We start from the raw sequence: 23145 nt of genomic DNA on the forward strand, positions 1-23145 counted from the left end.
TTATGCTGTTTAATTAAATATAAAAATTTAAGAAATTTTCAAGAATTATTTAAAATTTCACATTATAAATTTTGACTTCATTTTATTAAATTTAAATTTCTTAAAGCAAATTTTAGTATAATCCACATCTTACGTCTAACGTAAAAACCGAAAAAAGGATTAGCATGCCAAAAATGAAAACCGTTCGCGGTGCTGCTAAACGCTTCAAAGTAGGCAAAAACAAGATAAAACGTGGCTCAGCTTTTAGAAGCCATATTTTAACTAAAAAGCCAAGCAAGCGTATGAGAGATTTGCGCGGACCACATTATGTGGATGGCACGAATGTTTCTGCAGTAAAGAAAATGCTCGGCGTATAAACGAGTGAAGTTTTTGACCAAAAGTCATTCAAACTCCCCTAAAATTTTAGGGAAAGATCCGAAATGGACGCCAATTTGTAAAGGATAAATATGGCAAGAGTAAAAACAGGCGTAGTTAGAAGAAGACGCCATAAAAAAGTTCTAAAGCTTGCACGCGGATTTTTTAGTGCAAGACACAAACACTTTAGAAAAGCCAAAGAGCAGCTCGAAAGAAGCTTAGTCTATGCGTATCGCGACAGACGACAGAAAAAGCGCGATTTCCGCCGTTTGTGGATCGTCAGGATCAACGCTGCTTGCAGACTAAACGATCTTAGCTATTCAAGATTTATGAACGGACTAAAAAAAGCAAATATCGAGCTTGATAGAAAAATTTTAGCTGATTTGGCCATGAATGACGCGAAAGCATTTGCGGCACTTGCAAAACAAGCGAAAGACGCTTTAAAATAATCGATCCATCTCTGCCATCAAGGCAGAGATTTTATTTTTAATCAAACATCTATATAAGCATCAAAACAATGTTTTACTTTTCCCTTGAAGAAGATTTTACCATTTTCTAGTCTTAAGCCAAGCTCATCACCGCTTTTTGGATACACTTTGCAGCACCTAGATGCGTTAAAATTTAAAACCGTACCGTAAAAACATGCAGCCATACCTGTACCGCACGCTAGTGTCTCATTTTCCACACCGCGCTCATAAGTGCGAACATAAATAGTATTATTTTCCAACTTGGCTAAATTCACGTTAGCATTATATTTATAGCGGAGATCTCGGCAAGTTTGGATGTCAAATTCATTCAAGTCGCTAACAAAACTAACAAGATGGGGTACACCGGTATCATAAAAATGCCATATCTTGCCAAACTCATCTATGGGCTTATTACTAAGAATTTTAGGGCTAGTCAGCTCTACTTCTACGCCATCTTTACTAACGTTTGCACTAACTATGCCGCTTCCGGTCACCAGGTCAAATACATTAGTGCAAAGTTGATTGTCTACGGCGTATTGGGCTGCTGCACGTGATCCGTTACCACACATATCCGCATGGCTTCCATCGGAGTTATAAAATTCCCAAACGATTTCGTTAGTATCCTTGTCCGGTTTTAGCACGATCAGTCCGTCTGCACCGATGCCGTTATATCGGTCGCAAAGCCTCGCAGCAAGCTCGCTTCTATCCGCACTAACAAACGTATGAAATATCACGAAGTCATTGCCGTTTGCGTTATACTTTGATACTATCATATTTGCCTTTCAGTTTTTTTATAAATTCAGTCGTTTCACGCTCTAAATTTGCTAAATTTCGGCTATTATCTATCGCAAATTTTGCCATTTCTCGCTTTTTTTCGATATCAATTTGTAGCTCCACTCGGCGCAACGCTTCATCATGCGTCAAAGAATTTCGTCGCATTACACGTTCAACCAGCAAATTTTTAGGCGCATAGACAAGCGCGACTTGTGTAAATTCATCGTAATCAAGCCCCTCAAAATATAGCGGGATATCCACAAAAAACGGCTGCTCTTTTGCCTCCAAAATTCGCGCGCGGGATAAAATTTCAGCCTTTATGCGCGGATGTAGCAGATTTTCGAGCCACGCGAGCTTTTCTTTGTCGTTAAATACGATGTTGCCAAGCTTCTTACGATCGACCGTGTCCTCTGTTAAAATTTCATCGCCAAATTTTGTTGCGACTTGCTTGGCGCAAATTTGCAGCTGCTCGTGTGCGATAATATCCGCGTCTATCACGCTAAATCCGTGCAATTTCAGCAAATTTAGCACCGTGCTTTTGCCGCTACCGATACTGCCTGTGATGACGAATGCGTGCTTGAACTCGCTCAAATTTATCCTTTTTTACCGCGATTTTAGCAAGTCTTGGCTAAAATTTAGCAAATTTTTAAAAGGCAAAAAATGATAAGCTACAAAGACGCGGGAGTGGATATCGACGCTGGCAACAGCTTTGTGGAGGCGATAAAGCCCTTTGTGAAGGCGACGCGCACACCAAACGTGATAGGCGGTATCGGCTCATTTTCGGGCGCGGTGCGACTGCCTGCGGGGTATGAAAAGCCCGCTATTTTGGGCGCGACGGATGGCGTGGGTACGAAGCTACGTCTCGCGATCGACGCGCATAAATTTGACGGCGTCGGGCGAGATCTCGTCGCCATGTGCGTAAATGACCTCATCTGCAACTTTGCCACGCCGCTGTTTTTTCTCGATTATTACGCGACGGCAAAGCTAGAGATCGAGGACGCAAAAGCCGTCGTAAAGAGCATCGCCGATGGATGTCAGCTAGCTGGCTGCGCGCTGATTGGCGGTGAGACGGCAGAGATGCCATCGATGTATGAAAAGGGCGACTTCGATCTCGCGGGCTTTGCGGTGGGTATCGCCGAGGAGGATGAGATCGACCGAGCTAAATTTGTCCGTGAGGGCGATGTGCTCGTGGCGTTGCCGTCAAGCGGTCTGCACTCCAATGGCTTCTCGCTCGCACGTAAGGTCGTGGCGGAGCTGGGGCTAAAATTTGACGAGCGAGTCGCGGGTCGCACGCTCATCGACACGCTTTTAGAGCCAACGCGAATTTATGTGCGCGACTTTTTAAATTTAAAAGACAAAATCTCCGCACTCGCGCACATCACGGGCGGTGGCATCGTCGAAAACCTACCGCGCATTTTCCCTGATGGGCTTGGCGCGAAGGTGCAAAAAAGTGCGATAAAAACACCTGAAATTTTTAACATCATCGTACAAAAAGTCGAGCCCGCCGAGATGATGAGGACGTTTAACATGGGCGTTGGGCTCGTGCTGGTCGTGCCAAAGCAAAACACAGACGCCGTGCTAGCAAACTCGGACGGCTACATCATCGGCGAGGTCGTAAAAGGCAAGGGTGTAGAGCTGGTTTAGATAAATTTAGCGTGCATTCTTGATAATAAGGAAAAATGTGAAAACCTTAAACGAGCTCGTAAATTTAGAAGAGCCAGGCTGGCGGCTGGTCAAAGAGTGGGCGGCGGAAGCTAAAAATCATTTTGAAATTTTACCGCGTGATGAGCGGCTGGCGGGCGAGGAGCTGGTCGCGTTGCAGATCAGTACCAGATCGCCGATGGGAGCGGTCGTTTATGAAAGCGGCGGAGTGCTGTTTTATCGGGGCTTCGTGCGCCTGCTTGGCAGTGGGTGCGATCGAATGAGACGCGGGCTTGCCGGCTGGAATGCAAAGATGATGCCAGATCTGCCGATGCAAGGGTGGCCGTATCTCATCGTCGCTGATGATGTAGTGGGCGGGGTCTTTGCGATAAATGACGGCGGGCTTGGCGAGAACGCGGGTGTCATCTACTATCTAGCACCGGACACGCTCGAGTGGGAGGACACGCAGCTTTCCTACTCGGATTTCGTGTGTTGGCTATTTTGCGGCAATGTGGCGAAATTTTACGAGCCGTATTTTTTCGAAGGCTGGCAGGACGCGGTCGCGAAGCTTGGTTGCGACGAGACGTTTTCATTTTATCCGTTTTCATGGAGCAAAGAGGCGCAAGATATGGGCGTGGGTGCGCTTAGCCAAAAAGCCGTTAGTGCGGACGAGAGCTACCGCCTGATGATAGAATTTGTGGCAAAACTTGGTAGCTAAACAATAAAAATTTTAGACTCTGTTAAAATACTTCATTGATTTTCAGATTTCAAAGCAGGAGAATGCGAACAGCATTCGAGTAAAACCTTGTGAAGCGACGCTATCACCGCCGATTTTCAGAGAAGCCGTAGGCTGAGCGCGGTCTGCTCGCAGTTGCGAGTGCAACGAAGCAAAAAATAGTGCTATATGTTCGGCTATTCGCTCCGTGCAAACGCTGTTCGCGTCCGCACTGGTCACTCTTGGAGCGAACAGGGTTTGCGAAGCAAGTATAAATGATTTATTATAGCAGAGCTAAATTTTAAAAATTTGCTATGCCTTGTGGCAGTAGGCAAGTCCTTTATCGCAGGCAATGAAGTTGTTTAAGAGAGCTAAAAATTTAACGACTGCTCATACGAGACACACAACGATACAAAGCGCGATATCATAAGAAAAGTATGCGTTATTTTGGTGATCTGTAAATATAAATTGGCTCTAAATATTGATTTTTAGCTTTAAAAAATACGAACAGCATTCAAGTAAACCCTTGCTAATGGGTTTATCGCTGCCAATTTTTACTTTGTGCTACGCATCCGCAACTGCGTAGTAGAAGCGAAGTGAGTGCCAAATAGACAGGAAGCCAAAGTAAAATTTACCTTGCTATTTAAATTTACATTTTGTTGTAATGCCTATGATAACATCGACAAATTTTTACAAAAGAGCGATCATGAAAAAGAGTTTTTTAGTAGTTTTGGCGGCGGTATCTTTGGCGTTTGGTGCGGCGGGTGCTACGCAGAGCGTGAGCGAGCAAAATAAAATTTTGGTCGAAAATTTCTGGAACAGCGTCTTTAACAAGCACGACACATCGGTGATCGATAGCGACGTGGGTAGCGAATACAAACAGCATAGCCCAAATTTCAAGGACGGCAAAGCGGCGTTTAAAAGCGCAGTCGGCGGCTTTCTCAAAGAATTCCCGCAAAGTAGCGCCGTCATCAAACGCATCGGAGCAGACGGCGAGCTGGTCTTCATCCACAACCACATAAAGCTAAACCCAAATGACCGCGGACAGGCTGCGGTGGATATTTTCCGCGTGAAGGACGGCAAGATCGTCGAGCACTGGGACGTGATACAAGACCTGCCCGAAAAAGCCGAAAACAACAACACGATGTTTTAAATTTTTGTGGCTTGAGGCAAAATTTCAGCCTTCAAGCCGACCTGTCATCATAGACTGTTTTGTTTTCCGTAGCGGATATAATCTTTCACATCATAATCTTTTTTGTCGTTATAATCTTTTAAAAGCTTCACAACGATCGGGCTTAGTATAAGCACGGCTATCAAGTTTGGTATCACCATCAGTCCGTTGAAGAGGTCTGACAGCTCCCAAACGAGCTTGATCTTTAGCAAACTTCCCATAAAAACGAATACAACGACTAAAATTTGAAGTATTTTAACGGCTTTTGGGCCAAAGAGATATCTGACATTTATCTCAGCAAAATAATACCATCCAATAATAGTCGTAAATGCAAAGAAAAATAGACAAATCGCAACAAAAGAGTAGCCGAGCGTATGGCCGAGTAGATGCGATGAGAACGCCTCTTGAACCAGCGTGATGCCGCCTAGTGCATGGATATTGGCAGGATCGATGACATTTGAGCTGAGCACGACGAAGACAGTGATGTTTAAAACGACGAAAGTATCGACAAATACACTCATTATCCCAAGCACGCCTTGCTCTACGGGGTGTTTCACCTGTGCTGCAGCGTGAGCGTGCGGAGTCGAGCCCATGCCCGCTTCGTTTGAAAACAGTCCGCGCGCGATGCCATATCTCATCGCCGTCGCTATGCTAGCTCCTACTGCCCCGCCCCAAGCCGCAGACGGATCAAAAGCCGCCTCAAAAATGATAGATATCACGCCCGGGATCTCTTTAAAATTCACACACATTATCACAAGGCCCACAAAAACATAAAGTATCGCCATGAGCGGCACGACCTTTTCGGCTACGCGTGCGATAGTCTTTACTCCACCTATGAAAACTACGGCGCATATAATGGCCAATATGACGCCCATCAGCCATTGTGGCACGCCAAACGCACCAGCAAAGCCGTCCGAGATGGAATTTGCTTGCACCATATTTCCCATGCAGCCAAGCGCCAAAATGATAGCAAGAGCAAAGAATGCGGCTAAAATTTTACCCATCTTGCCGCCAAGTCCACGCGAGATGTAAAATGCCGGGCCGCCTATCGTATGGCCGCTATTATCCTTCGTGCGATAAACTTGCGCCAGGCAAATTTCGGCAAAATTCGTCGCCATCCCTAAAAATGCGGCGCACCACATCCAAAATATCGCACCAGGACCGCCCATTATGATAGCGGTAGACGCACCGACCAAGTTACCCGTGCCGACTTGTGCTGCGACTGCGGTGGCGACTGCCTGAAAGGAGCTCATGCCGTGCTTGCCGGCCGCTTCACCGTGAAGAGAAAAACTACCAAATAAACGATTCCAGCCGTCTTTGAATTTAAAAATTTGAACGAATTTTAGCCTGATAGTAAAGTAAAGTCCCGTACCGCAAAGCAGAGCTATCAGAAAATACGGCCCCCAAACGAACGAGTTTATCTTGCTGACGAGATCGGTAAATAGTTCCAATGGCAAATCCTTTTCAAGCAAATTTCAATGAGATTTTTCAGTATATTAAAAAAAATTTAAAATTTTTATAAAATGTAAAAAAGATGGACTACTTTTTAATTTTTATCTTACCGATCCACTCATCAAGCGTTTTTTCAAAGCCTATGCCCTTGCTTTCGTAAAATTTCAGCGGCTTTTCGAGATATTTTTGCTCGACCCAGCCACCAAAATCATGCGGGTAAAGGTAGTTTTTGATCTGCGGATCCGTATTGACGAGATACGGTGGGATTTTAAGAGGCGGCTCGTTTTTGACGTATTTTAAGGCACTGTTTATAGCTAAATAGCTTGAATTCGACTTTGGCGAGTGAGCTAGATAGACGGCGCATTGAGAGAGGATTATGCGCGCTTCTGGATAGCCTATCTTACTAACAGCTGTTAGCGTGCTGGTAGCTAAATTTAAGGCGTTTGGGTTAGCGTTACCGATATCTTCGCTGGCAAATATCACCATCCTGTGCGCGATAAAGTCTGCACTCTCGCCGGCGTCAATGAGCCGTGCGAGATAATAGATAACGGCGTTCTCGTCGCTACCTCGCAGGCTTTTTATAAATGCGCTTGCTAAATGGTAGTGCGTATCGTCCTCGCTCACGCCTTCGCTAACGGCATTTGCACGTAGAATTTTGAGATTTTCAAGCGTTATGTTAGTGCCTAGACTCAGCGCGAATTCGAGTAAATTTAGAAAGCTCCTTGCATCTCCACCGCTACTTTTAAAAAGATACTCCTTAGCTTCGTCACTTATATCAAATTTTATCTCGTCGCTAACACGCGTTAGTAGCCTCTCAAAGTCGTGTGAGTTAAGAGGCTTGAATTCAAACAGCATCGATCGGCTACGGATACCAGAGCTTAGTGTAAAAAATGGATTTTCCGTGCTTGCGCCGATTATTATGGCACGGTAGTTTTCCATCGGTATGAGCAGGGCTTCTTGCTGTGTTTTGCTCAGGCGGTGGATCTCATCGATGAAAAATAGCGGCTTATTTAGAGCATTTTCATAGCTTTTTAAAATTTTGCGAAATTCTTCTACCTTTAAGTTACCTCCATCAAACTCATAAAAATCATAGCTCATCTCTGCCGCAACAGCTCGCGCAAAGCTCGTTTTACCACAGCCTGCAAGTCCGTAAAATATACTGTGCGGGATCTTCTCATTTGCGATAAATTTTTTAAAGACGGCGACTATATCGCTTTGTCCGCAGATATCATCGAGCTTTTTAGGGCGGAAGCGTAAAGCAAAGGCTTGCAAAATTTCTCCTTTTAAATTTAAGCTATTATACTCAAATTTAAATATGAACGAGGCTTCATGCCCCGTTCTTAAATTTCACCGCCTAAAACGTCTTTTCAAAATCGACGTAGAAATTTCTACCTTTGCCGACTCTTGAGGTCCTTTTTAACCCGTTTGGAAAGATGTATTCTTTATTGAAGAGATTATTTATACCAAAGCTGATCTTAAGCCCTTTATTTAGCAAATAGCTATCAAAATTTCTCGGCTCCCATTTGCCCTTTAAATTTACGATCGTGAAAGTCTCGTCGTTGTTTTTGTAGGTCACACCCTGTGAAACGAATTCTTTTTCATCGTTATTAGGTTTGAACCAGTGCGTCACATCAGCACCCATGCTAAGCCCCCAAGGCTGATATTTATAAAGTGCACCAAATGTCAGCTTGTCGGCATAGACGGTGAGTATCTTTTTGGTTGCTTTATCGTAAATTTTAGTGTGGTCATAGCCTAGAGAGAAGACGAGGTTATTTATGGCATATTTTGACTCGACCTCGATGCCATGACGCTTTGCGTGATCGACATTTTCATACATACCGTAGCGCCTATTGGGTGCGTCCGGATCAAATGGCGGATTGCCAGGTTTTACTTGCAAAGCTATCATATCTTTGATATTGCCATTGTAGTAAGTCGCCTTAAAATACAGCTCATCATCGCCAAATAAATTTTGTTTGTCGATAGAAAGGCCAAGCTCGTATTCTTTTGCAAGCTCAGGTTTTAGCTGAGGGTTTGACATATACCAGTAGTGAGGATTTAGCGGACCGATAGGAGAGGTCTCGTTTGGCGTAGGACTTCTAAAGGTCTCGGCGTATCCGGCGAGTAAATTTACACCATCGAGCACCTCGTAAGCAAGAGCAAATTTAGGCGAAAATCTCGACTCCGAGCTCGTGCTCCTGCCCGGTAGCTTCACACCGCGTTTAAATTTGTCAAAACGCCCGCCAAGGGTAAATTCAAATTTTCCCACATCAAAGACATCTTGAGCGTAGATACCAAGATCTTTGTAAAAATTTGGAAACGAGCCAAAGTCAGACGGTTCGCCGTTATACAAAAATATCGCGTCTTCTTTCCTATGCTCGTAATCAACGCCAGTTACCAGTCTATGCTCCAGCCAGCCCGTGGCAAAAACACTCTCGTTTTTTAGCCTCAGCCCCCATCTGTCGTCTTTATTGACGTAATCAATTAAAAGCGGCTGGCGTCTTAAGATACCAGATCTTATCCTATGGTTTTGAGCCCTTGCATTATAATACTGAAGCGACAAATTTACCCAGTTGTTATTAAGCGGAGTATATTTATATATCACGCTATAATCGCGCTGTTTTAGCCGTCCGACCGTCGGTAGTGCTCCGGGCTCCGACCAGTAAAGCGACTGCCAACCGCTGATAAAATTTTCGTGATAATTAAATACACTAGCCTCTATCGCGTGTTCATCTGTTATCGCCCACTCGGTCTTTGCAAAGACGGTATTTATGCGCTCATCGTTTATAGCATACTTTATGCCCGTTCTCTTTCCGTCCTTTGCCATTTTCATCGTGCCAAAGTCCGCGTGCTTGCCATAAAGCACAAATCCGAAATTTTCTACCGGTCGCAAAGCGATAGCAGCGCGGTTTGAATTCATGTGATTGCTCTCTTGACGATGGCCTATCGTAACGCCGTAGTCGCTGCCCGGGTTTATGAAGTCATTTACGCCTTTTGTCTGCATGCTAACGATACCGCCGATCGCGCCACTGCCGTGAAGTACAGATGATGCACCCTTTACGACTTCGACGCGTTTTAGCAAGTCATTATCGACGCGAAAGCTTGAAATTTGATTTGAAAAGAGTGATGCAGAGCGCTTGATACCGTCTTGTTCGATGATGACGCGGGCTTCGCTTTGATAGCCAAAGCCGCGGATGTTGAAATACTGACCAACCTGCCGACCAAAATCATTTCCAAGCTGCACACCAGGAATGGAGCCTAGATCTTCGATGATAGAGGGCGATTTTACCAAGTCATTTTGATTTAAGATACTGACCTGACCTGCGTATTTTGCAACATCGGTTTCGCTCCTATTTGCCATGATCGAGACCGTATCGAGCCTGACTGTCGCGATGGTCGTGTTTGAGTCGGTTCGTTTAGAATTTACGTCCGAACCCCCCCCCATTTGTGCTGTGGCAGAAGATACGCCAAATAAAATAATGGCGGTAACTTTGCTTAATTTACACATTTTACCTCCTTATATTTTAAAATAAATATTGATAATTAATATTAAATTATAAGGATAATAGCAGTTATTTTCTTAAGAATAAATTAGACATTAATGATGTTTAAACATACTTTATATATTTTAATAGCCTTGCTTTAAGAAGTATTAATTTTTAAAATTTTAAACATTCTAGCGTAGTCAAATCTTATGAAGCGACACTATTTTGCTTCGCAACTGCAAGCAGAGAGTGCTATATGTTTGGTACTTCGTGGAGTAAGTAAGATTTGCGAAGCGTTCGTTTAAGGCTATCAGCACTTTTTTGAAACAGAGCCGTTTTAATATAGTTAATCTAGAAATTTATAAAATCAGATAATATCTGATATTTATCTTAAACTTGTTTTAAAATATAAAATAATATAATCGTTTATATTTTATTTCAAGGAGAATATATGAAAAAATCATTGTTGGCAATCGCCTTTTTAAGCGCTATGAGTATTTCAGCTACAGCAGCAGATCTTTCACCTGCTTGCGAAGAATATTTCAAAATGGTTGACAAATTTGTAGAAATGTCAAAAGACAACCCGCAAATGGCAACCATGAAATCAACATACGAGGACCAGAAAAAACAATTTGCCCAACTTCCAAAAGATTCCCAAGAGGCCGCTTGCAAGCCTGCACTCGAACAAATGAAACAAGTAATGCAAGCAATGCCTAAATAAATTTCATAGGCTATCTATTTAAAAACTTCACAGGTAAAGCTTATTTGTGAAGTTTTTTAATTTTATTCATAAAAAAATTAGACTATGTTTTGATTTCTTTAAGCCACTTCTAAGCAGAAAATCCGAGTTACAGTAGTGAAATTACGAAAGTTAAGCTTATAAAGTACTACGCACTACAAGTCAGCTCATTTGTTCCACCACAAATTTTAGGAAAGCCTTATGATACTAAAGCCTAAATTTGAAAGTTATTCAGATCCCAATCTATCGGCGTCTTTGCATGCTGCGTAAGATAAAAATTCGTCTTAGAAAAGTGACGGCATCCAAAAAATGCACCGCGCGCCAAAGGACTTGGATGAGCGGCTGTTAGCACTAGATGTTTGTTAGTATCGATGAGCGGGATTTTGGCTTTTGCGGGATTGCCCCAGAGTAGAAATACGATATTTTCACGCTCACGGCTTAAAATTTTAATGACTGCATCGGTGAAAATTTGCCAGCCAAAACCACTATGTGAATTTGCCATGTTAGCGCCAACTGTTAGTGAAGCGTTTAGTAGCAAAACACCCTGCTTCGCCCAATACGTCAGATCGCCAGAATTTGGCTCGCGGATACCCAAATCATCGTAAATTTCTTTATATATATTTACAAGGCTTGGCGGGATCCTCACACCGTTTGGGACTGAAAAGCTTAGCCCCATGGCTTGATTAGGACCATGATAAGGATCTTGACCGAGTATGACGACCTTTACAGTATCAAACGGCGTTAGATTAAAGGCATTAAATATCAAATTTGACGGTGGATAGACGATGCCGGCTCTTTTTGCGCATATCAGCTTTTCTTTTATATCGCCAAAATACAGGCTTAAAAACTCACCTTTTAATGCCTCTTTCCAGCTTGGCTCGATCTTTACATCTTCTAAATTTACCTGCATGTTTTTCCTTTTTGTCATTATAACAAGCTTAAATTTAATGTATAATTAGCCAAAAGGATGCAAAATGTCACAGAGAATTTTTGAAAGCATAAAAGAGCTTTTGAGCTCGCAAAACGCTAAATTTAGAGTGGTTTCGCATGCAGAGGCGAGGACTAGTGAAGAAGTAGCCAGATTACGAAATACCGAGTTAGGACAAGGAGCCAAGGCGTTAGTTTGTTCTATCAAAGGGGTAAATTTAGAGGCTCTTGGCGATATAGCCTGCAGTGCCCCGTCCCATTTGCGGCTTGCCGACGATAAACCTAGGATGAAAGCTAATAAAATTTTTGTTCTAGCAGTGCTTCCAGCCGATTATAAAGCAGATTTAGACGCCCTTACGGCTACACTTGGCGGCACAAAAGTGAGCTTGGCAAGCCCATCAGAAGTGCTAGAGCTAACAGACTGCGTTTTTGGCTCGGTGCCACCATTTAGCTTCCATAAAAATTTATTGTTGATCGCCGATCCTAGCTTGTTTGAAAGGTATGAGGAGATCGCTTTTAACGCGGGATTGCTTGATCATTCTATCATTTTAAGCGCAAAAGACTACGAAAAGATAGTGAGACCAAAACTGGTAAAATTTGCGATGATTGATCAAGAAATGTAGCAATAATCTCGTGTACGTACAATTTTATTACTGATTATTTTTTAATATCTTATATCATTGGCTTTCAAAAAATCTCTCAAATCTTCATATTCGCCGTTTTCAAAGTATCGCCATTTGCCAGGTTTCAACATTCCAAGATCCACGCGTCCAAAGCTGACGCGTTTTAGATCCATGACTTCCAGGTCAAAATAGCCAAAAAACCGCCTAAGCTCGCGGTTTTGCCCTTCGTTTATGATGACGCGAAATTTCGTATATCCGCCGCTTGAGCCAAAGATGTCAAACGCAACAAAGGGCTTAAATTCCATCGACTTTATCTTGCTCTTTGCATGCGCGCCCTTGCTCGCATCAGCGGCGAAAAAGCCCTCTCGCATCGCAGTTTTGACCTCATCGGTGATCTCGCCTTTTACTTTTAGATAGTATTCGCGCTCGATGTCGCTACTCATTAGAGCTGTAGCGATCGCAGGCGCGTCCGTGAGCAGTAAAAGCCCCTCGCTAGCGTAATCAAGCCGCCCGATACTGACAAATTTAGCAAAGCCCTCTGGTAGCGCGTCGTAGATCGTCTTGCGTCCGCGATCGTCTTTTTTGGTGACGAGTTCGCCCTTTTGCTTATGATAGACGATCATCGTGAAGTCCTTTTTTGGCTTCACGAGTCGCCCGCCGATCTTGACCTTGTCTTCGTCACTAACGCTCGTTGCCAGCTCGCTAACAAGTTTGTTATTGACGCTTATTTTGCCCGATTTTATGAGCTCGTCAGCCTCTCTGCGCGAATAGCTCGTGTTATGCGATATGAATTTATTCAGCCTCATTTTTTGCATTTTATAGTCCTAAATTTGCCAGATCGTGGATATGTAGCACGCCGATAGGTCTATGTGCGTTATCAACTACGATCAAAATTTGAATTTTATACTCTTCTATGAGTTTTAACGCGTCGATCGCCAACATTTCAGGGTCACTAAGCGTTTTTGGCGATTTGGTTGCGTATTTTATCGCCTTTTCATTGATGTCAAATTTTTCGCTCATCAGCGCGCGCCGTAAGTCGCCGTCGCTCAAAACCGCTACTAACTCGCCCTTTAAATTTACTAATAGCACGTTACCAAGCTTGCCATGCGTCATCGTATCTATCGCGTTTTTGAGACTAACATCGTCACTAACGATTGGCAAATTTTCGCTTCTCATCACGTCTTTTACCTTTAAAAACAGCCGTTTGCCAAGGCTGCCGCCCGGATGAAAATTTGCAAAGTCTTCTTTCTTAAACCCGCGCCTCTTCATCAAGCAAACCGCAAGTGCGTCACCAAGTGCAAGCGTGAGCGTCGTCGATGCGGTCGGCGCGACGTTTAGCGGGCACGCCTCGCGCACGATGTCAAGGCAGATGAACGCGTCGCTAAATTTGCCAAGCGAGCTCGCCTTACTCCTTGCCATCGAGATGATCTTTACGCCAAAGCGTTTAACGTGAGGCAAAATTTTAACCAGCTCGTCGCTCTCACCGCTAAAACTGATCGCCAAAACGACATCGTTTTTATCGATCATACCAAGGTCTCCGTGCATCGCCTCGGTCGGATGGATGAAAAAGCTAGGCGTGCCCGTGCTGGCAAGTGTCGCGGCAATCTTTGCGCCGATGTGTCCGCTTTTGCCCACGCCCGTGACGATGACCTTGCCTTTTGTGTTATACATCAAATTTACCGCTTCTTCTATCTCACCGCCCAAATTTGACGCGTGTCTTAGAAGCTCCTGGGCTTCGATTTTTAGCACCTCGGCGGCGATGTCTTGCATATTTTGCATTCAAATTTTCCTTACATTAGATAGATGATCGGCACGATGGTAGGGTATTTTTTGATCTTTCTAAAAATGTGCTTGCGGATGACTTGACGCACCTGAGCTTCGAGCATGCGGTTGTCTTTTAGAAGCTCCTCTTTGACATTGCTTAGAAACTGCACCAGCACCTCTTCCATCTCTTTACTAAACTCGTTATCCTGCCTGTCCGCAACCAGTCCGTAGCTAATGACGCGTGGCTTGTTGATGAGCTTTTGACTGTGGCGCGAAATTTGCGCGATGATCATAACGACACCTGCTTCGGCTAAATTTTGACGGTCGATGACGACATCGTCTGAAATTTGCTTGTTGATTTGATTGTCGATAAAGACCTTACCCGTTTTCACGGTCTTGGCGCGCTTCATATATTTTTGACAGATTTCCATCTGATCGCCGTCGCTCATCAAATAGATATTTCGCTCATCCACGCCGCAGCTCATCGCCGTTTCTTTGTGCTTTGCGATGTGGTTGTATTCGCCATGCACGGGTAAAAAGAATTTTGGTTTGATGAGGCGCAGCATCAGCTTTTGCTCTTCTTGGGCTGCGTGCCCTGAGACGTGGATCTCGCTAAAATCCTGATACGCCACGCTCGCGCCGCTTTTGATGAGGAAATTTAAGATCGTCGAGACGCTGCCTTCGTTGCCCGGGATCGCCTTGGAGCTGATGATGATCTGATCACTTGGCTTTATCTTGATGTATTTGTGCTCGTCCGTCGCCATACGATAAAGCGCGCTCATCGTCTCGCCCTGCGAGCCGGTGGTGACGATCAGCACTTCGTTATCTTTAAATTTACCCACTTCGTTGGCGTCGATGAAAATTTTCTTATCCAGCTTCACGTAGCCTAGCTCCATCGCCGTGTAGAGGTTTCGCTCCATGCTTCGCCCGATGACGCAGACCTTGCGGTTGTATTTCAGCCCCCACTCGATCGCCTGATAGACGCGGTGGATATTCGAGCTAAACGTGCTCATTATCACGCGCCCCTTTGCCTTTGAAAATATCGCGTCAAAGGTCTTTCCCACGCTGCTTTCGCTTTTAGTGAAGCCCTCGCGGTAGCTGTTCGTGCTATCGCTCATAAGGCACAGCACACCGCGCTCGCCGTAATACGCAAGCCGCCCAAGGTCGCTAGCATAGCCGTCGATCGGAGTGTGATCGATCTTGAAGTCACCGGTGTGGATGATCGTGCCCGCCTTTGTCGTGATCGCAAGCGCGGAGGCGTCGATGATCGAGTGCGTAATATGTATCCACTCGACCTCAAAATCGCCGATGATATAGGGCTTTCGCTTCTCGACCGAGCGGAAAAGGGAGCGCTCTTGTTTGAGCCCGTGCTCTTCAAATTTATTATTTATCATGCCAAGCGGCAACGGCGTGGCGTAGATCGGAAATTTAAACTCTTTGTAAAAATATGGCACCGCGCCGATATGATCCTCGTGTGCGTGCGTGATGATGACGCCTTTTATCTTGTCCTTTATCTTTCGTACGTAGTCAAAGTCCGGGATCAAAATATCCACGCCGTGCATGCTTTCGCTCGGAAAGCTCATACCGATATCCACGATGATCGCGCTGGTATCGGTCTCAAAGACGGTCATATTTCCGCCGATCTCGCCCAGTCCGCCAAGCGGCGTTACGCGGATCTTATGCTCGGTCGAATTTTGAAATTTAAGCGGTTCGAGGCGCAGTTCGTGCGTGGCTTTGTTCGCTTCCATCGCATTTGCGATGTCTTGCTGCCACTGCTCGTTGCCGTTTAGTTTGGCAGGTAAATTTTTACGGATCTTTTTTTGTTTTTTGTTTGGATTTTCGCCGTTTGAGCCGGAATTTGACTGTGCGTTTGGCTTTTGCTCTTGCTTTGTTTGGGCGTTTTGAGCGTTTGAATTTTGCTTGCCGTGTTTGTTTTGTTTGTTAGCGTTATGATTTTTGTTAGTTTGCTTTTGCTGTGATGGCTGCGCGTTTTTATCGCTTGCTTCGTCGCTTGCAAAGAAATTATCTATAACGCTTTGCGCCGAATTTACAGCCTCGTTAGCAGTACCATTTCGCTCTTTGTTTCTCGGGCGAAATCTGCGTTTTTTATTGCTCTTGCCCTGCGAGACTACCGCTTTTTCTTCGTTTTTGTCGTTCATTATCTTCCTTTAAATTTTCAAATATTTTTAGATAAAGTTCGACATTTAGTTCGTGCGGACGGATAGCGGGGCTTAAATTTAACTCGGCAAAAAGCGTGTTTAGCTCAAATTTATCAAATTTAGCCGATAAATTTTTCATAAGCGTTTTTCTTGGTGAAGCAAAGGCGATTTTTAGAAAAATCTTAAATTTTTCATACTCAAATTTATCTTTAAATATGCCACTTTCGCCAAGCAAAATTTTACTTTTTTGGATCTTTATGACTGATGAGACGACCTTTGGCGGCGGGTTAAAGTACTGCGCACTCACGTCAAAAAGCAGCTCGCAGCTGCCTTGGAGGTTTGCTAAGATCGCAAGCGAGCTAAACTCGCTCTCGCCGCTTTTTGCGCTAAATTTAAGCGCGACTTCTCGCTGTATCATCACGACAAGTCCGCGGCATTTTTCATCGTCGATCGCGCTTAGTATCATCTTCGTGGCGACGTAATAGGGCAAATTCGCCACCAAAAAGTAGCCCTGCTCGCTCACTCCGCCCTCGTCCCACTTTTCAAGCGCGTCTTTACAAAAAAGTTTCAATCGTCCGTTTTGAACTTCTTTTGCAAATTTTTTTCCAAGTAGCGCAAACAGCTCGCTGTCTATCTCGTAAGCCGTGACGCTACAAATCTGCAAAATTTTAAATGTCAAATCACCTAAGCCAGGCCCAATCTCAACGATATTTTGCGTATCTTTGGGTATCGCTTGGATGATTTTGTTTAGTACCGCTTCATCTTGTAAAAAATTTTGCCCGAAGTGCTTTTTCGCCCTTATCATCTTTATTTTACTCTATTTTCACGCCGCTTACACGCTGCGCGTCGAAGCGTTTTTTCATTAAAATTTCGCCGATTTTATCCAAAACATTCTTATATAATGATTAGATAAGTGAGATTTCGCTAAAATGTAGCCAAAATTTAAGCAAAGAAAAAGCGATGAATCATTTTGCAAAACGCATCATCCCCTGCCTCGATGTCAAAGACGGGCGCGTAGTAAAGGGGGTAAATTTTGTCGGGCTCATAGATGCGGGAGACCCCGTAGAAGTCGCCAAACGCTACAACGAAGAAGGTGCGGACGAGCTGGCGTTTCTGGACATTACGGCGACACATCTGGGGCAAGAGACGATGGTGGAGACGATCGCGCGGGTCGCAAAGGAGCTCTTTATCCCATTGACCGTGGGCGGCGGGATACGCACGCTGGATGACATCTCGCGACTTTTGAACGTGGGTTGCGATAAGGTGAGCTTAAATTCAGCTGCGATCCATAATCCAAATTTAATAGACGAAGCGGCGAATAAATTTGGCTCGCAGTGCGTTGTCGTCGCTATCGACGCGAAAAAATTTGACGCCACTCATCACGTTTTCATAAACGGCGGCAGGATCGACACGGGCAAAGACGCTCTGGCGTGGGCAAAAGAGGTGCAAGAGCGCGGCGCGGGCGAAATTTTGCTAACGTCAATGGACAAAGACGGCACGAAAGACGGCTACGACATCACGCTAACAAACGCCATTAGCAAAGCCCTAAATATCCCCGTCATCGCAAGTGGCGGGGCCGGGACGATGGAGCATATCAAGGACGCCTTTTTAAACGGAGCGGACGCGTGTCTGGCGGCGTCGATATTTCATTTCAGGCAGATCGAGATACGCGCGCTGAAACGATACCTAAAAGAAAACGGTATAGAGGTCAGACTGTGAAATTTGGGTTTAAATTTAAGGCATTTGGAGCGGTGAAATGATAATCTGCGCCGGGCGAAATGAAATCTTTGACTTTGCCTTGCCAATGGGTGTAGGGCTGGTCGAAACGAGCATAAATTTAACCGTATTTTTACAAAAAAGAGCTATGGTTAGCGGCTGTGTTAGCGATAGATATGTGGCTGGTTTAGGCACTTGGACTGCTTCAAAGCTAACAGACGAGCTAACAAATTTAGAGGTTAGCGACGAGATAAATTTGGATAAATTTAGTAGATTTTTTAGCTCACAGCCGACCGGCAAACAAGCCATAAGTGTGCCCAAAAATCCAAATAAAATTTTAAACGCCTTGCCTGACGAGATCATTTTTATCGGTTCGGGCGGACTTTATAAAGAGGGTAAAATTTTAGAAATTTACGAGAGCTTTACGGCGGGAAATGTCGAAATCTCAAGCCTAGAAGATAAAAGCTACACGCCGTTAGAGTGTGAAATTTCATCTATAAATTTTAGCGACGTTCCACGTGAAACTATCAAAATCAACTCGTCAAACTACATCACAACCGATCAAAATTTAGCTCAAAGGCTGTTTGAAAAGGGCTATTTTTTAGAAAATATGGAATTTTTCGCCGTCCTAAAAACGGCTCAAAAATTTCAAATCCCGGCTCGTGGCGTCTTTATCGCGACAAATTTCTGCGACCAAAATGCACACACCGACTTCGTCAAAAACCACAACGCCGCAAAAGAAAAACTTGCACAATATCTCAAAACAAAAGGTATGATTTGAAAAATTTACTCGACTACACGCTGTCCGAACTGGAAGCGATACTAAGCCCCAAATTTAGAGCAAAGCAAATTTACGAGTGGATCTACAAGAAAAATGCCGAAAATTTTGATGAAATGCTAAATTTACCAAAGGATATGCGCACGAATTTGGCGCAGGAATTTTACTTCGATCCGCTGTATTGCGTCAAATTTGAAGAGAGCTCGGACGGCTCGATAAAATATCTTTTCGCCCTAAAAGACGGCAATACGATAGAAAGCGTCCTACTACCGATGAAAGAGGTTGAGGTCGATGAGGGCGGCAATATCTCGCGCCACGCACGCTATACGATCTGCGTTAGCTCGCAAGTGGGCTGTAAAATGGGTTGCTTGTTTTGCCTGACGGCAAAGGGCGGACTGAAACGAAATTTATCGCCGGGCGAGATCGTCGGGCAAATTTTATGGATCAAAAAAACTAACCATATCCCTTACGAGCGCCGCGTAAATGTCGTATATATGGGCATGGGCGAGCCACTTGACAATCTTGCAAACGTCGCAAAAGCCATACAAATTTTAAAAGAGCCGGACGGCCTCGCCATCTCACCGCGCCGTCAGACAGTCTCGACGAGCGGGCTTGGAGCGCAGATAAAAAAGCTCGGCGAGATGGATCTTGGCGTGCTACTTGCCATCTCACTGCACGCCGTCACAAACGAGCTACGAAGCAAGTTGATGCCCGTAAATAAGGCCTACAATATCGAAGCCGTGATGGACGCGGTGCGAGGCTTTCCGATCGATATGCGCAAGCGAGTGATGTTCGAGTATCTCGTTATCAGGGGCATGAACGATAGCGTCAAAGATGCAAAAACGCTCGTCAAGCTGCTTCACGGCATCAAAGCGAAGGTAAATTTGATCTACTTCAACCCGCACGAAGGCAGCGAATACGGACGTCCGGAGCTTGCGGATATGCTGGAATTTCAAGAATACCTGCGCGCTCACGGCGTGACCTGCACGATCCGCCAAAGCAAAGGGCTAGACATCTCGGCGGCATGCGGACAGCTAAAACAAAGAAGTCAAAATTTATCGCCGTCAAATAATAATACCAGCAAGCCAAGTGACATCAAAAAGAGTGAATCATGACTGTACTAGACATCGTCCAGATCATGTTTATCGTGATAGTCGTAGCGGCTGGATTTGGGTTGATTTTGAAAGTTTTAAGAGAAAAAAAATAATACTTGCGTTAAAATTTTAGTGCTTTAAGAAGACTCTGTTCTGACAAAGTATTTGATTTTTGACTTTCAAGAGCATGAGAATGCGCACAGTATTCGAGTAAAAACATTGCTAGTGAGTTTATCGCCACCAATTTACAGAGAAGCGGTAGCTGGGTATGCAAATCGGCTAAATTTAGGCTACTCGCTCCCGTAAAACGCTGTTCACATTCGTGTTAGGTCACTCCTAGAGCGAGCAGGATTTACAAAGAGAGCATCAATTTGATTACAACAGAGTCTTTAAGAAATAGCTTTATAAAATATGAAATTATTTTTATTTGGTAAATTCTGTTTATCCTATTTATCCAAAAATCCCACATTTTTCATTCTGGATACTGCTTTATCTTTTGGATTTTACTGTATTAGCCTAATATACTAGGCATAATATTCTCACCTATTTCAATGTATTCTTGGGCAAATAAGATTTTAACTCTATTAAAAAGTGTTGGGATCCCTTAAAAAGGTTCATAAAATAGGTCTTCCCCTAAGGCGCCTCACTCACAGCTTTACAAGATGTAAAAAACCGAGTCTACAATACTACTTTTTGCTTTGCATCATACACTCGCAACTAAAAACAGATCGTCGCTCATCATATTTAATATGCCAAAACATCAGCAAATCAACACTTTTAAAGTAGAGCTATTTTAATATATCTTTCAGAAAACAATTCACGATTTAATTTATCTCTTAAATATTTTTAATTTCAAAATTCAAACTTGGTTTTAGCCAACCGATAAAACTCATCTCGCACGTCAAATTTGCTCTTTATATGAAATTCCCGCCCTCTAAATTTAAACTCTATCTCATCCGCATGCAGCAGCAGCCTCGACGCTCCTGTTAAATTTATGCGCTCCATTTCGCTCATTTTGCCATCTAAAATTTTGATAATCCGCTCTTTTGCCAGTCCGTAAAGCGGCTCACCGATGATAGCGTGTTTCACGTGGAACAAATGCAAGCGAATCTGATGCTGCCTACCGGTCAGCGGCACGGCTCGCACGAGCGTCGCATCGATGTCCGCAAAATACTCCATCGGTTCAAATTCCGTCACCGCCGCCTTGCCATTCTCGCAAATTTGCATTCGCATTTTCACATCGTCGTAGTCGCTGGCTAGATCCATTTTCGCATCTACGATAAATGGCTCGCAAATTTCACCGCCAGCCAGCGCGACATAGCGCTTTTTCACCGCCCTACTCTCAAACATCGCTTTGAGCTCTTTTTGTGCCGCTAAATTCTTTGAAACCACGATGAGCCCGCTCGTTTCGCGGTCTAGCCTATGTGTGACGGCCGCCTCGCGCCCGTATAAGTGCCAGATTTCATCGTTTAGACTATACTCGCAGCGTCTACCATTTGGGTGACTGAGCACTCCGCTTGGCTTGTCAAACACAGCAAACTCGTCGCACTCAAAGATCGGACTAAGCCCGCGCGGGTTCATTTCGTAGTCGATCAGGCAAATTTCGCCGCTCAAAACGGCATTTTTCTCACTCACGACCGCCCCATCACAAAGCAGCCTGCCCTTGTCGATGAGACGCTGTGCCTCACGCATTTTAAAGCCCAAATTTATCAAAATTTCATAGGCTTTTTGCGAGCGAGCGACGGTGATAAATTTATTAATGTAAGGCAAATTTTACCCTTTAATATCAAATTTTAGTTCAAAATTTAAGCCCAAATTTAGCGACCACTAACCGCCCTTTCAGCCCAAATTTTATATAATTTCACTCTTAAAAAATTATACAAAAATTTCCTAAAAAGGCTGATAAATGGTAGAGAGATATTCGCGCGAGCAAATGGCGAAAAAGTGGAGCGTGCAGGCGAAATACGACGCATGGCTCGAGGTCGAACTAGCCGCGGTCAAAGCGTGGAACAAGCTTGGCTTCATCACAGACGCCGACTGCGAGAAGATCTGCAAAAACGCAAAATTTGACGTCATGCGCATCGACGAGATCGAAAAGACGACCAAGCACGACGTGATCGCATTTTTAACGAGCGTGAGCGAAAGTCTGGGCGAGGAGAGCCGCTTCGTGCATTACGGCATGACGAGCAGCGACTGCATCGACACGGCGGCGGCATTGCAGATAAAGGGTAGCTTGGAGCTCATCATCGAAGACGTCCAAAATTTACTCTCCGCCGTCAAGTCCCGCGCGATGGAGCACAAAAACACGCTCATGGTCGGTCGCAGCCACGGCATCCACGGCGAGCCGATCACGTTCGGACTGGTGCTTGCGATCTGGTACGACGAGATAAAACGCGCGCTAAAACTCATCACGGACGCAAAAGAGGTCGCGAGCTACGGCAAGCTAAGCGGAGCGATGGGAAATTTAGCCCACGCGCCGATGGAATTTGAGGAGCTAACCTGCGAGCTTCTCAGGCTGCGCCCCGCCCCCGCGTCAAACCAAGTCATCCAGCGCGATCGCTACGCGCATGTCATCAGCGCGATCGCCATCCTCGCCGCGACCTGCGAAAAGATCGCCATAGCCATCCGCCACTACCAGCGCACGGAGGTCTATGAAGCCGAGGAGTATTTCAGCCCCGGACAAAAGGGCTCATCAGCGATGCCGCACAAGCGAAACCCCGTGCTAAGCGAAAACATCACCGGGCTTTGCCGCATGCTGCGCTCATACGTGACGCCCGCACTGGAAAACGTCGCCCTTTGGCACGAGCGCGACATCAGCCACAGCTCGGTCGAGAGATTTATCCTGCCGGATGCGTTCGTCACGGCTGATTTTATGCTCGCGCGCCTGGCAAATCTCATCCAAAATTTAGTCGTTTATCCCGAAAATATGATGAAAAATCTAAATTTGACCGGCGGGTTGGTCTTTTCCGGGCGAGTGCTTTTGGAGCTGCCAAAACGCGGCATCTCGCGCGAGGACGCCTACAAGATCGTGCAACGAAACGCGATGAAAGTCTGGGCCGACCTGCAAGAGGGCAAAAAGGCGATCGACGAGGGCGGACACAGCCTGTTTTTGCAAAATTTACTCGCCGACGAGGAGCTACGCCGCTCACTAAGCGAAGATGAGATAAAAGCGTGCTTTGACTACGGCTACTACACGAAAAACGTGGATAGGATTTTTGGTAGGGTGTTTGGAAATGATGAAAATTTTTAGTCAAATAAATACCGTCGTGCAAGGGGCAACCTCCTCCTA

General features: G+C 44.8%; 22 protein-coding genes. 11 read left to right on the forward strand and 11 right to left on the reverse strand.

Annotated elements, in window-relative coordinates; genetic code table 11:
- The first annotated feature begins 164 nt into the window (after positions 1–164).
- Positions 165–356, forward strand: a complete 192-nt coding sequence (gene rpmI, locus HMPREF1139_RS01700) for a 50S ribosomal protein L35 (protein ID WP_009649813.1) — start codon at positions 165–167, stop codon at positions 354–356.
- A gap of 90 nt (positions 357–446) precedes the next feature.
- The gene (gene rplT, locus HMPREF1139_RS01705; protein WP_009649469.1) at positions 447–803 is read left to right on the forward strand and encodes a 50S ribosomal protein L20; all 357 of its coding nucleotides are present in this window, start codon (positions 447–449) and stop codon (positions 801–803) included.
- A gap of 41 nt (positions 804–844) precedes the next feature.
- Here rplT and dapF read toward each other — a convergent pair whose 3' ends face one another.
- Positions 845–1594, reverse strand: coding sequence for a diaminopimelate epimerase (dapF, locus tag HMPREF1139_RS01710; RefSeq protein ID WP_009649843.1), 750 nt, complete (start codon positions 1592–1594; stop codon positions 845–847).
- On the reverse strand, positions 1575–2186 hold the full coding sequence (coaE, locus tag HMPREF1139_RS01715) for a dephospho-CoA kinase (protein WP_009649663.1): 612 nt from the start codon (positions 2184–2186) through the stop codon (positions 1575–1577). The genes dapF and coaE overlap by 20 nt, the downstream gene beginning before the upstream one ends.
- Before the next feature lie 69 nt (positions 2187–2255).
- Between coaE and purM the strand changes: the two genes are divergently transcribed.
- The 3 genes from purM (at position 2256) to HMPREF1139_RS01730 (ending at position 5104) form a co-directional block, all read left to right on the forward strand.
- Positions 2256–3239, forward strand: a complete 984-nt coding sequence (gene purM / locus HMPREF1139_RS01720; RefSeq protein ID WP_009649724.1) for a phosphoribosylformylglycinamidine cyclo-ligase — start codon at positions 2256–2258, stop codon at positions 3237–3239.
- Between the two features lie 37 nt (positions 3240–3276).
- Positions 3277–3954: a DUF2625 family protein gene (locus HMPREF1139_RS01725; protein ID WP_009649730.1), complete on the forward strand. Its 678-nt coding sequence runs from the start codon at positions 3277–3279 to the stop codon at positions 3952–3954.
- A gap of 703 nt (positions 3955–4657) precedes the next feature.
- Positions 4658–5104, forward strand: coding sequence for a nuclear transport factor 2 family protein (locus HMPREF1139_RS01730; protein WP_232209586.1), 447 nt, complete (start codon positions 4658–4660; stop codon positions 5102–5104).
- Positions 5105–5151: 47 nt separating this feature from the next.
- Here the strand turns inward: HMPREF1139_RS01730 and HMPREF1139_RS01735 are convergent, their stop codons facing one another.
- From HMPREF1139_RS01735 to HMPREF1139_RS01745, 3 genes are all read right to left on the reverse strand, one after another.
- A complete protein-coding gene (locus HMPREF1139_RS01735) occupies positions 5152–6573 on the reverse strand; it encodes an alanine/glycine:cation symporter family protein (RefSeq protein ID WP_009649438.1) in 1422 nt (473 codons plus the stop codon).
- Between the two features lie 88 nt (positions 6574–6661).
- A complete protein-coding gene (locus HMPREF1139_RS01740; RefSeq protein ID WP_009649896.1) occupies positions 6662–7846 on the reverse strand; it encodes a replication-associated recombination protein A in 1185 nt (394 codons plus the stop codon).
- Between the two features lie 82 nt (positions 7847–7928).
- The gene (locus tag HMPREF1139_RS01745; RefSeq protein WP_009649761.1) at positions 7929–10079 is read right to left on the reverse strand and encodes a TonB-dependent receptor domain-containing protein; all 2151 of its coding nucleotides are present in this window, start codon (positions 10077–10079) and stop codon (positions 7929–7931) included.
- Between the two features lie 428 nt (positions 10080–10507).
- Between HMPREF1139_RS01745 and HMPREF1139_RS01750 the strand changes: the two genes are divergently transcribed.
- Positions 10508–10777 (forward strand): DUF5339 family protein, encoded by a 270-nt coding sequence (locus HMPREF1139_RS01750; protein WP_034965933.1) that lies wholly within the window; start codon positions 10508–10510, stop codon positions 10775–10777.
- Positions 10778–11009: 232 nt separating this feature from the next.
- Here HMPREF1139_RS01750 and ung read toward each other — a convergent pair whose 3' ends face one another.
- On the reverse strand, positions 11010–11705 hold the full coding sequence (gene ung / locus HMPREF1139_RS01755; RefSeq protein ID WP_009649845.1) for a uracil-DNA glycosylase: 696 nt from the start codon (positions 11703–11705) through the stop codon (positions 11010–11012).
- Positions 11706–11769: 64 nt separating this feature from the next.
- Between ung and HMPREF1139_RS01760 the strand changes: the two genes are divergently transcribed.
- Positions 11770–12345, forward strand: coding sequence for a YbaK/EbsC family protein (locus tag HMPREF1139_RS01760; protein ID WP_009649482.1), 576 nt, complete (start codon positions 11770–11772; stop codon positions 12343–12345).
- A gap of 41 nt (positions 12346–12386) precedes the next feature.
- Here HMPREF1139_RS01760 and HMPREF1139_RS01765 read toward each other — a convergent pair whose 3' ends face one another.
- From HMPREF1139_RS01765 to rsmA, 4 genes are read right to left on the reverse strand one after another with little or no spacing between them, the layout of a single operon-like run.
- Positions 12387–13151 (reverse strand): pseudouridine synthase, encoded by a 765-nt coding sequence (locus HMPREF1139_RS01765; protein WP_231931870.1) that lies wholly within the window; start codon positions 13149–13151, stop codon positions 12387–12389.
- Positions 13152–13161: 10 nt separating this feature from the next.
- Positions 13162–14124 (reverse strand): KpsF/GutQ family sugar-phosphate isomerase, encoded by a 963-nt coding sequence (locus tag HMPREF1139_RS01770; protein WP_009649755.1) that lies wholly within the window; start codon positions 14122–14124, stop codon positions 13162–13164.
- Positions 14125–14135: 11 nt separating this feature from the next.
- Positions 14136–16268: a ribonuclease J gene (locus HMPREF1139_RS01775; protein WP_169753700.1), complete on the reverse strand. Its 2133-nt coding sequence runs from the start codon at positions 16266–16268 to the stop codon at positions 14136–14138.
- The gene (gene rsmA / locus HMPREF1139_RS01780; protein WP_009649641.1) at positions 16216–17073 is read right to left on the reverse strand and encodes a 16S rRNA (adenine(1518)-N(6)/adenine(1519)-N(6))-dimethyltransferase RsmA; all 858 of its coding nucleotides are present in this window, start codon (positions 17071–17073) and stop codon (positions 16216–16218) included. Before rsmA ends, HMPREF1139_RS01775 begins: the two co-directional genes overlap by 53 nt.
- A 155-nt stretch (positions 17074–17228) precedes the next feature.
- Between rsmA and hisF the strand changes: the two genes are divergently transcribed.
- Genes hisF through rlmN form a run of 3 tightly spaced genes read left to right on the forward strand, consistent with a single transcriptional unit; the run spans position 17229 to position 19877 of the window.
- On the forward strand, positions 17229–17987 hold the full coding sequence (gene hisF / locus HMPREF1139_RS01785; protein ID WP_009649493.1) for an imidazole glycerol phosphate synthase subunit HisF: 759 nt from the start codon (positions 17229–17231) through the stop codon (positions 17985–17987).
- A gap of 37 nt (positions 17988–18024) precedes the next feature.
- The gene (locus HMPREF1139_RS01790) at positions 18025–18765 is read left to right on the forward strand and encodes a purine-nucleoside phosphorylase (RefSeq protein WP_009649855.1); all 741 of its coding nucleotides are present in this window, start codon (positions 18025–18027) and stop codon (positions 18763–18765) included.
- Entirely contained in the window at positions 18762–19877 is a 1116-nt protein-coding gene (gene rlmN / locus HMPREF1139_RS01795) for a 23S rRNA (adenine(2503)-C(2))-methyltransferase RlmN (RefSeq protein WP_009649765.1), read from the forward strand. The genes HMPREF1139_RS01790 and rlmN overlap by 4 nt, the downstream gene beginning before the upstream one ends.
- Before the next feature lie 831 nt (positions 19878–20708).
- On the opposite strand, the gene HMPREF1139_RS01800 is transcribed toward rlmN, so the two are convergent.
- Positions 20709–21626 carry a pseudouridine synthase family protein gene (locus HMPREF1139_RS01800; RefSeq protein ID WP_009649653.1) on the reverse strand — a complete coding sequence of 306 codons (918 nt, stop codon included), beginning with the start codon at positions 21624–21626 and terminating at the stop codon, positions 20709–20711.
- A gap of 136 nt (positions 21627–21762) precedes the next feature.
- On the opposite strand from HMPREF1139_RS01800, the gene purB reads away from it, so the two are divergent.
- A complete protein-coding gene (purB, locus tag HMPREF1139_RS01805) occupies positions 21763–23106 on the forward strand; it encodes an adenylosuccinate lyase (RefSeq protein ID WP_009649536.1) in 1344 nt (447 codons plus the stop codon).
- The last annotated feature ends 39 nt before the right edge of the window (positions 23107–23145 follow it).

Origin of the sequence: Campylobacter sp. FOBRC14, assembly GCF_000287855.1 — a bacterium.
GTDB lineage: Bacteria > Campylobacterota > Campylobacteria > Campylobacterales > Campylobacteraceae > Campylobacter_A > Campylobacter_A curvus.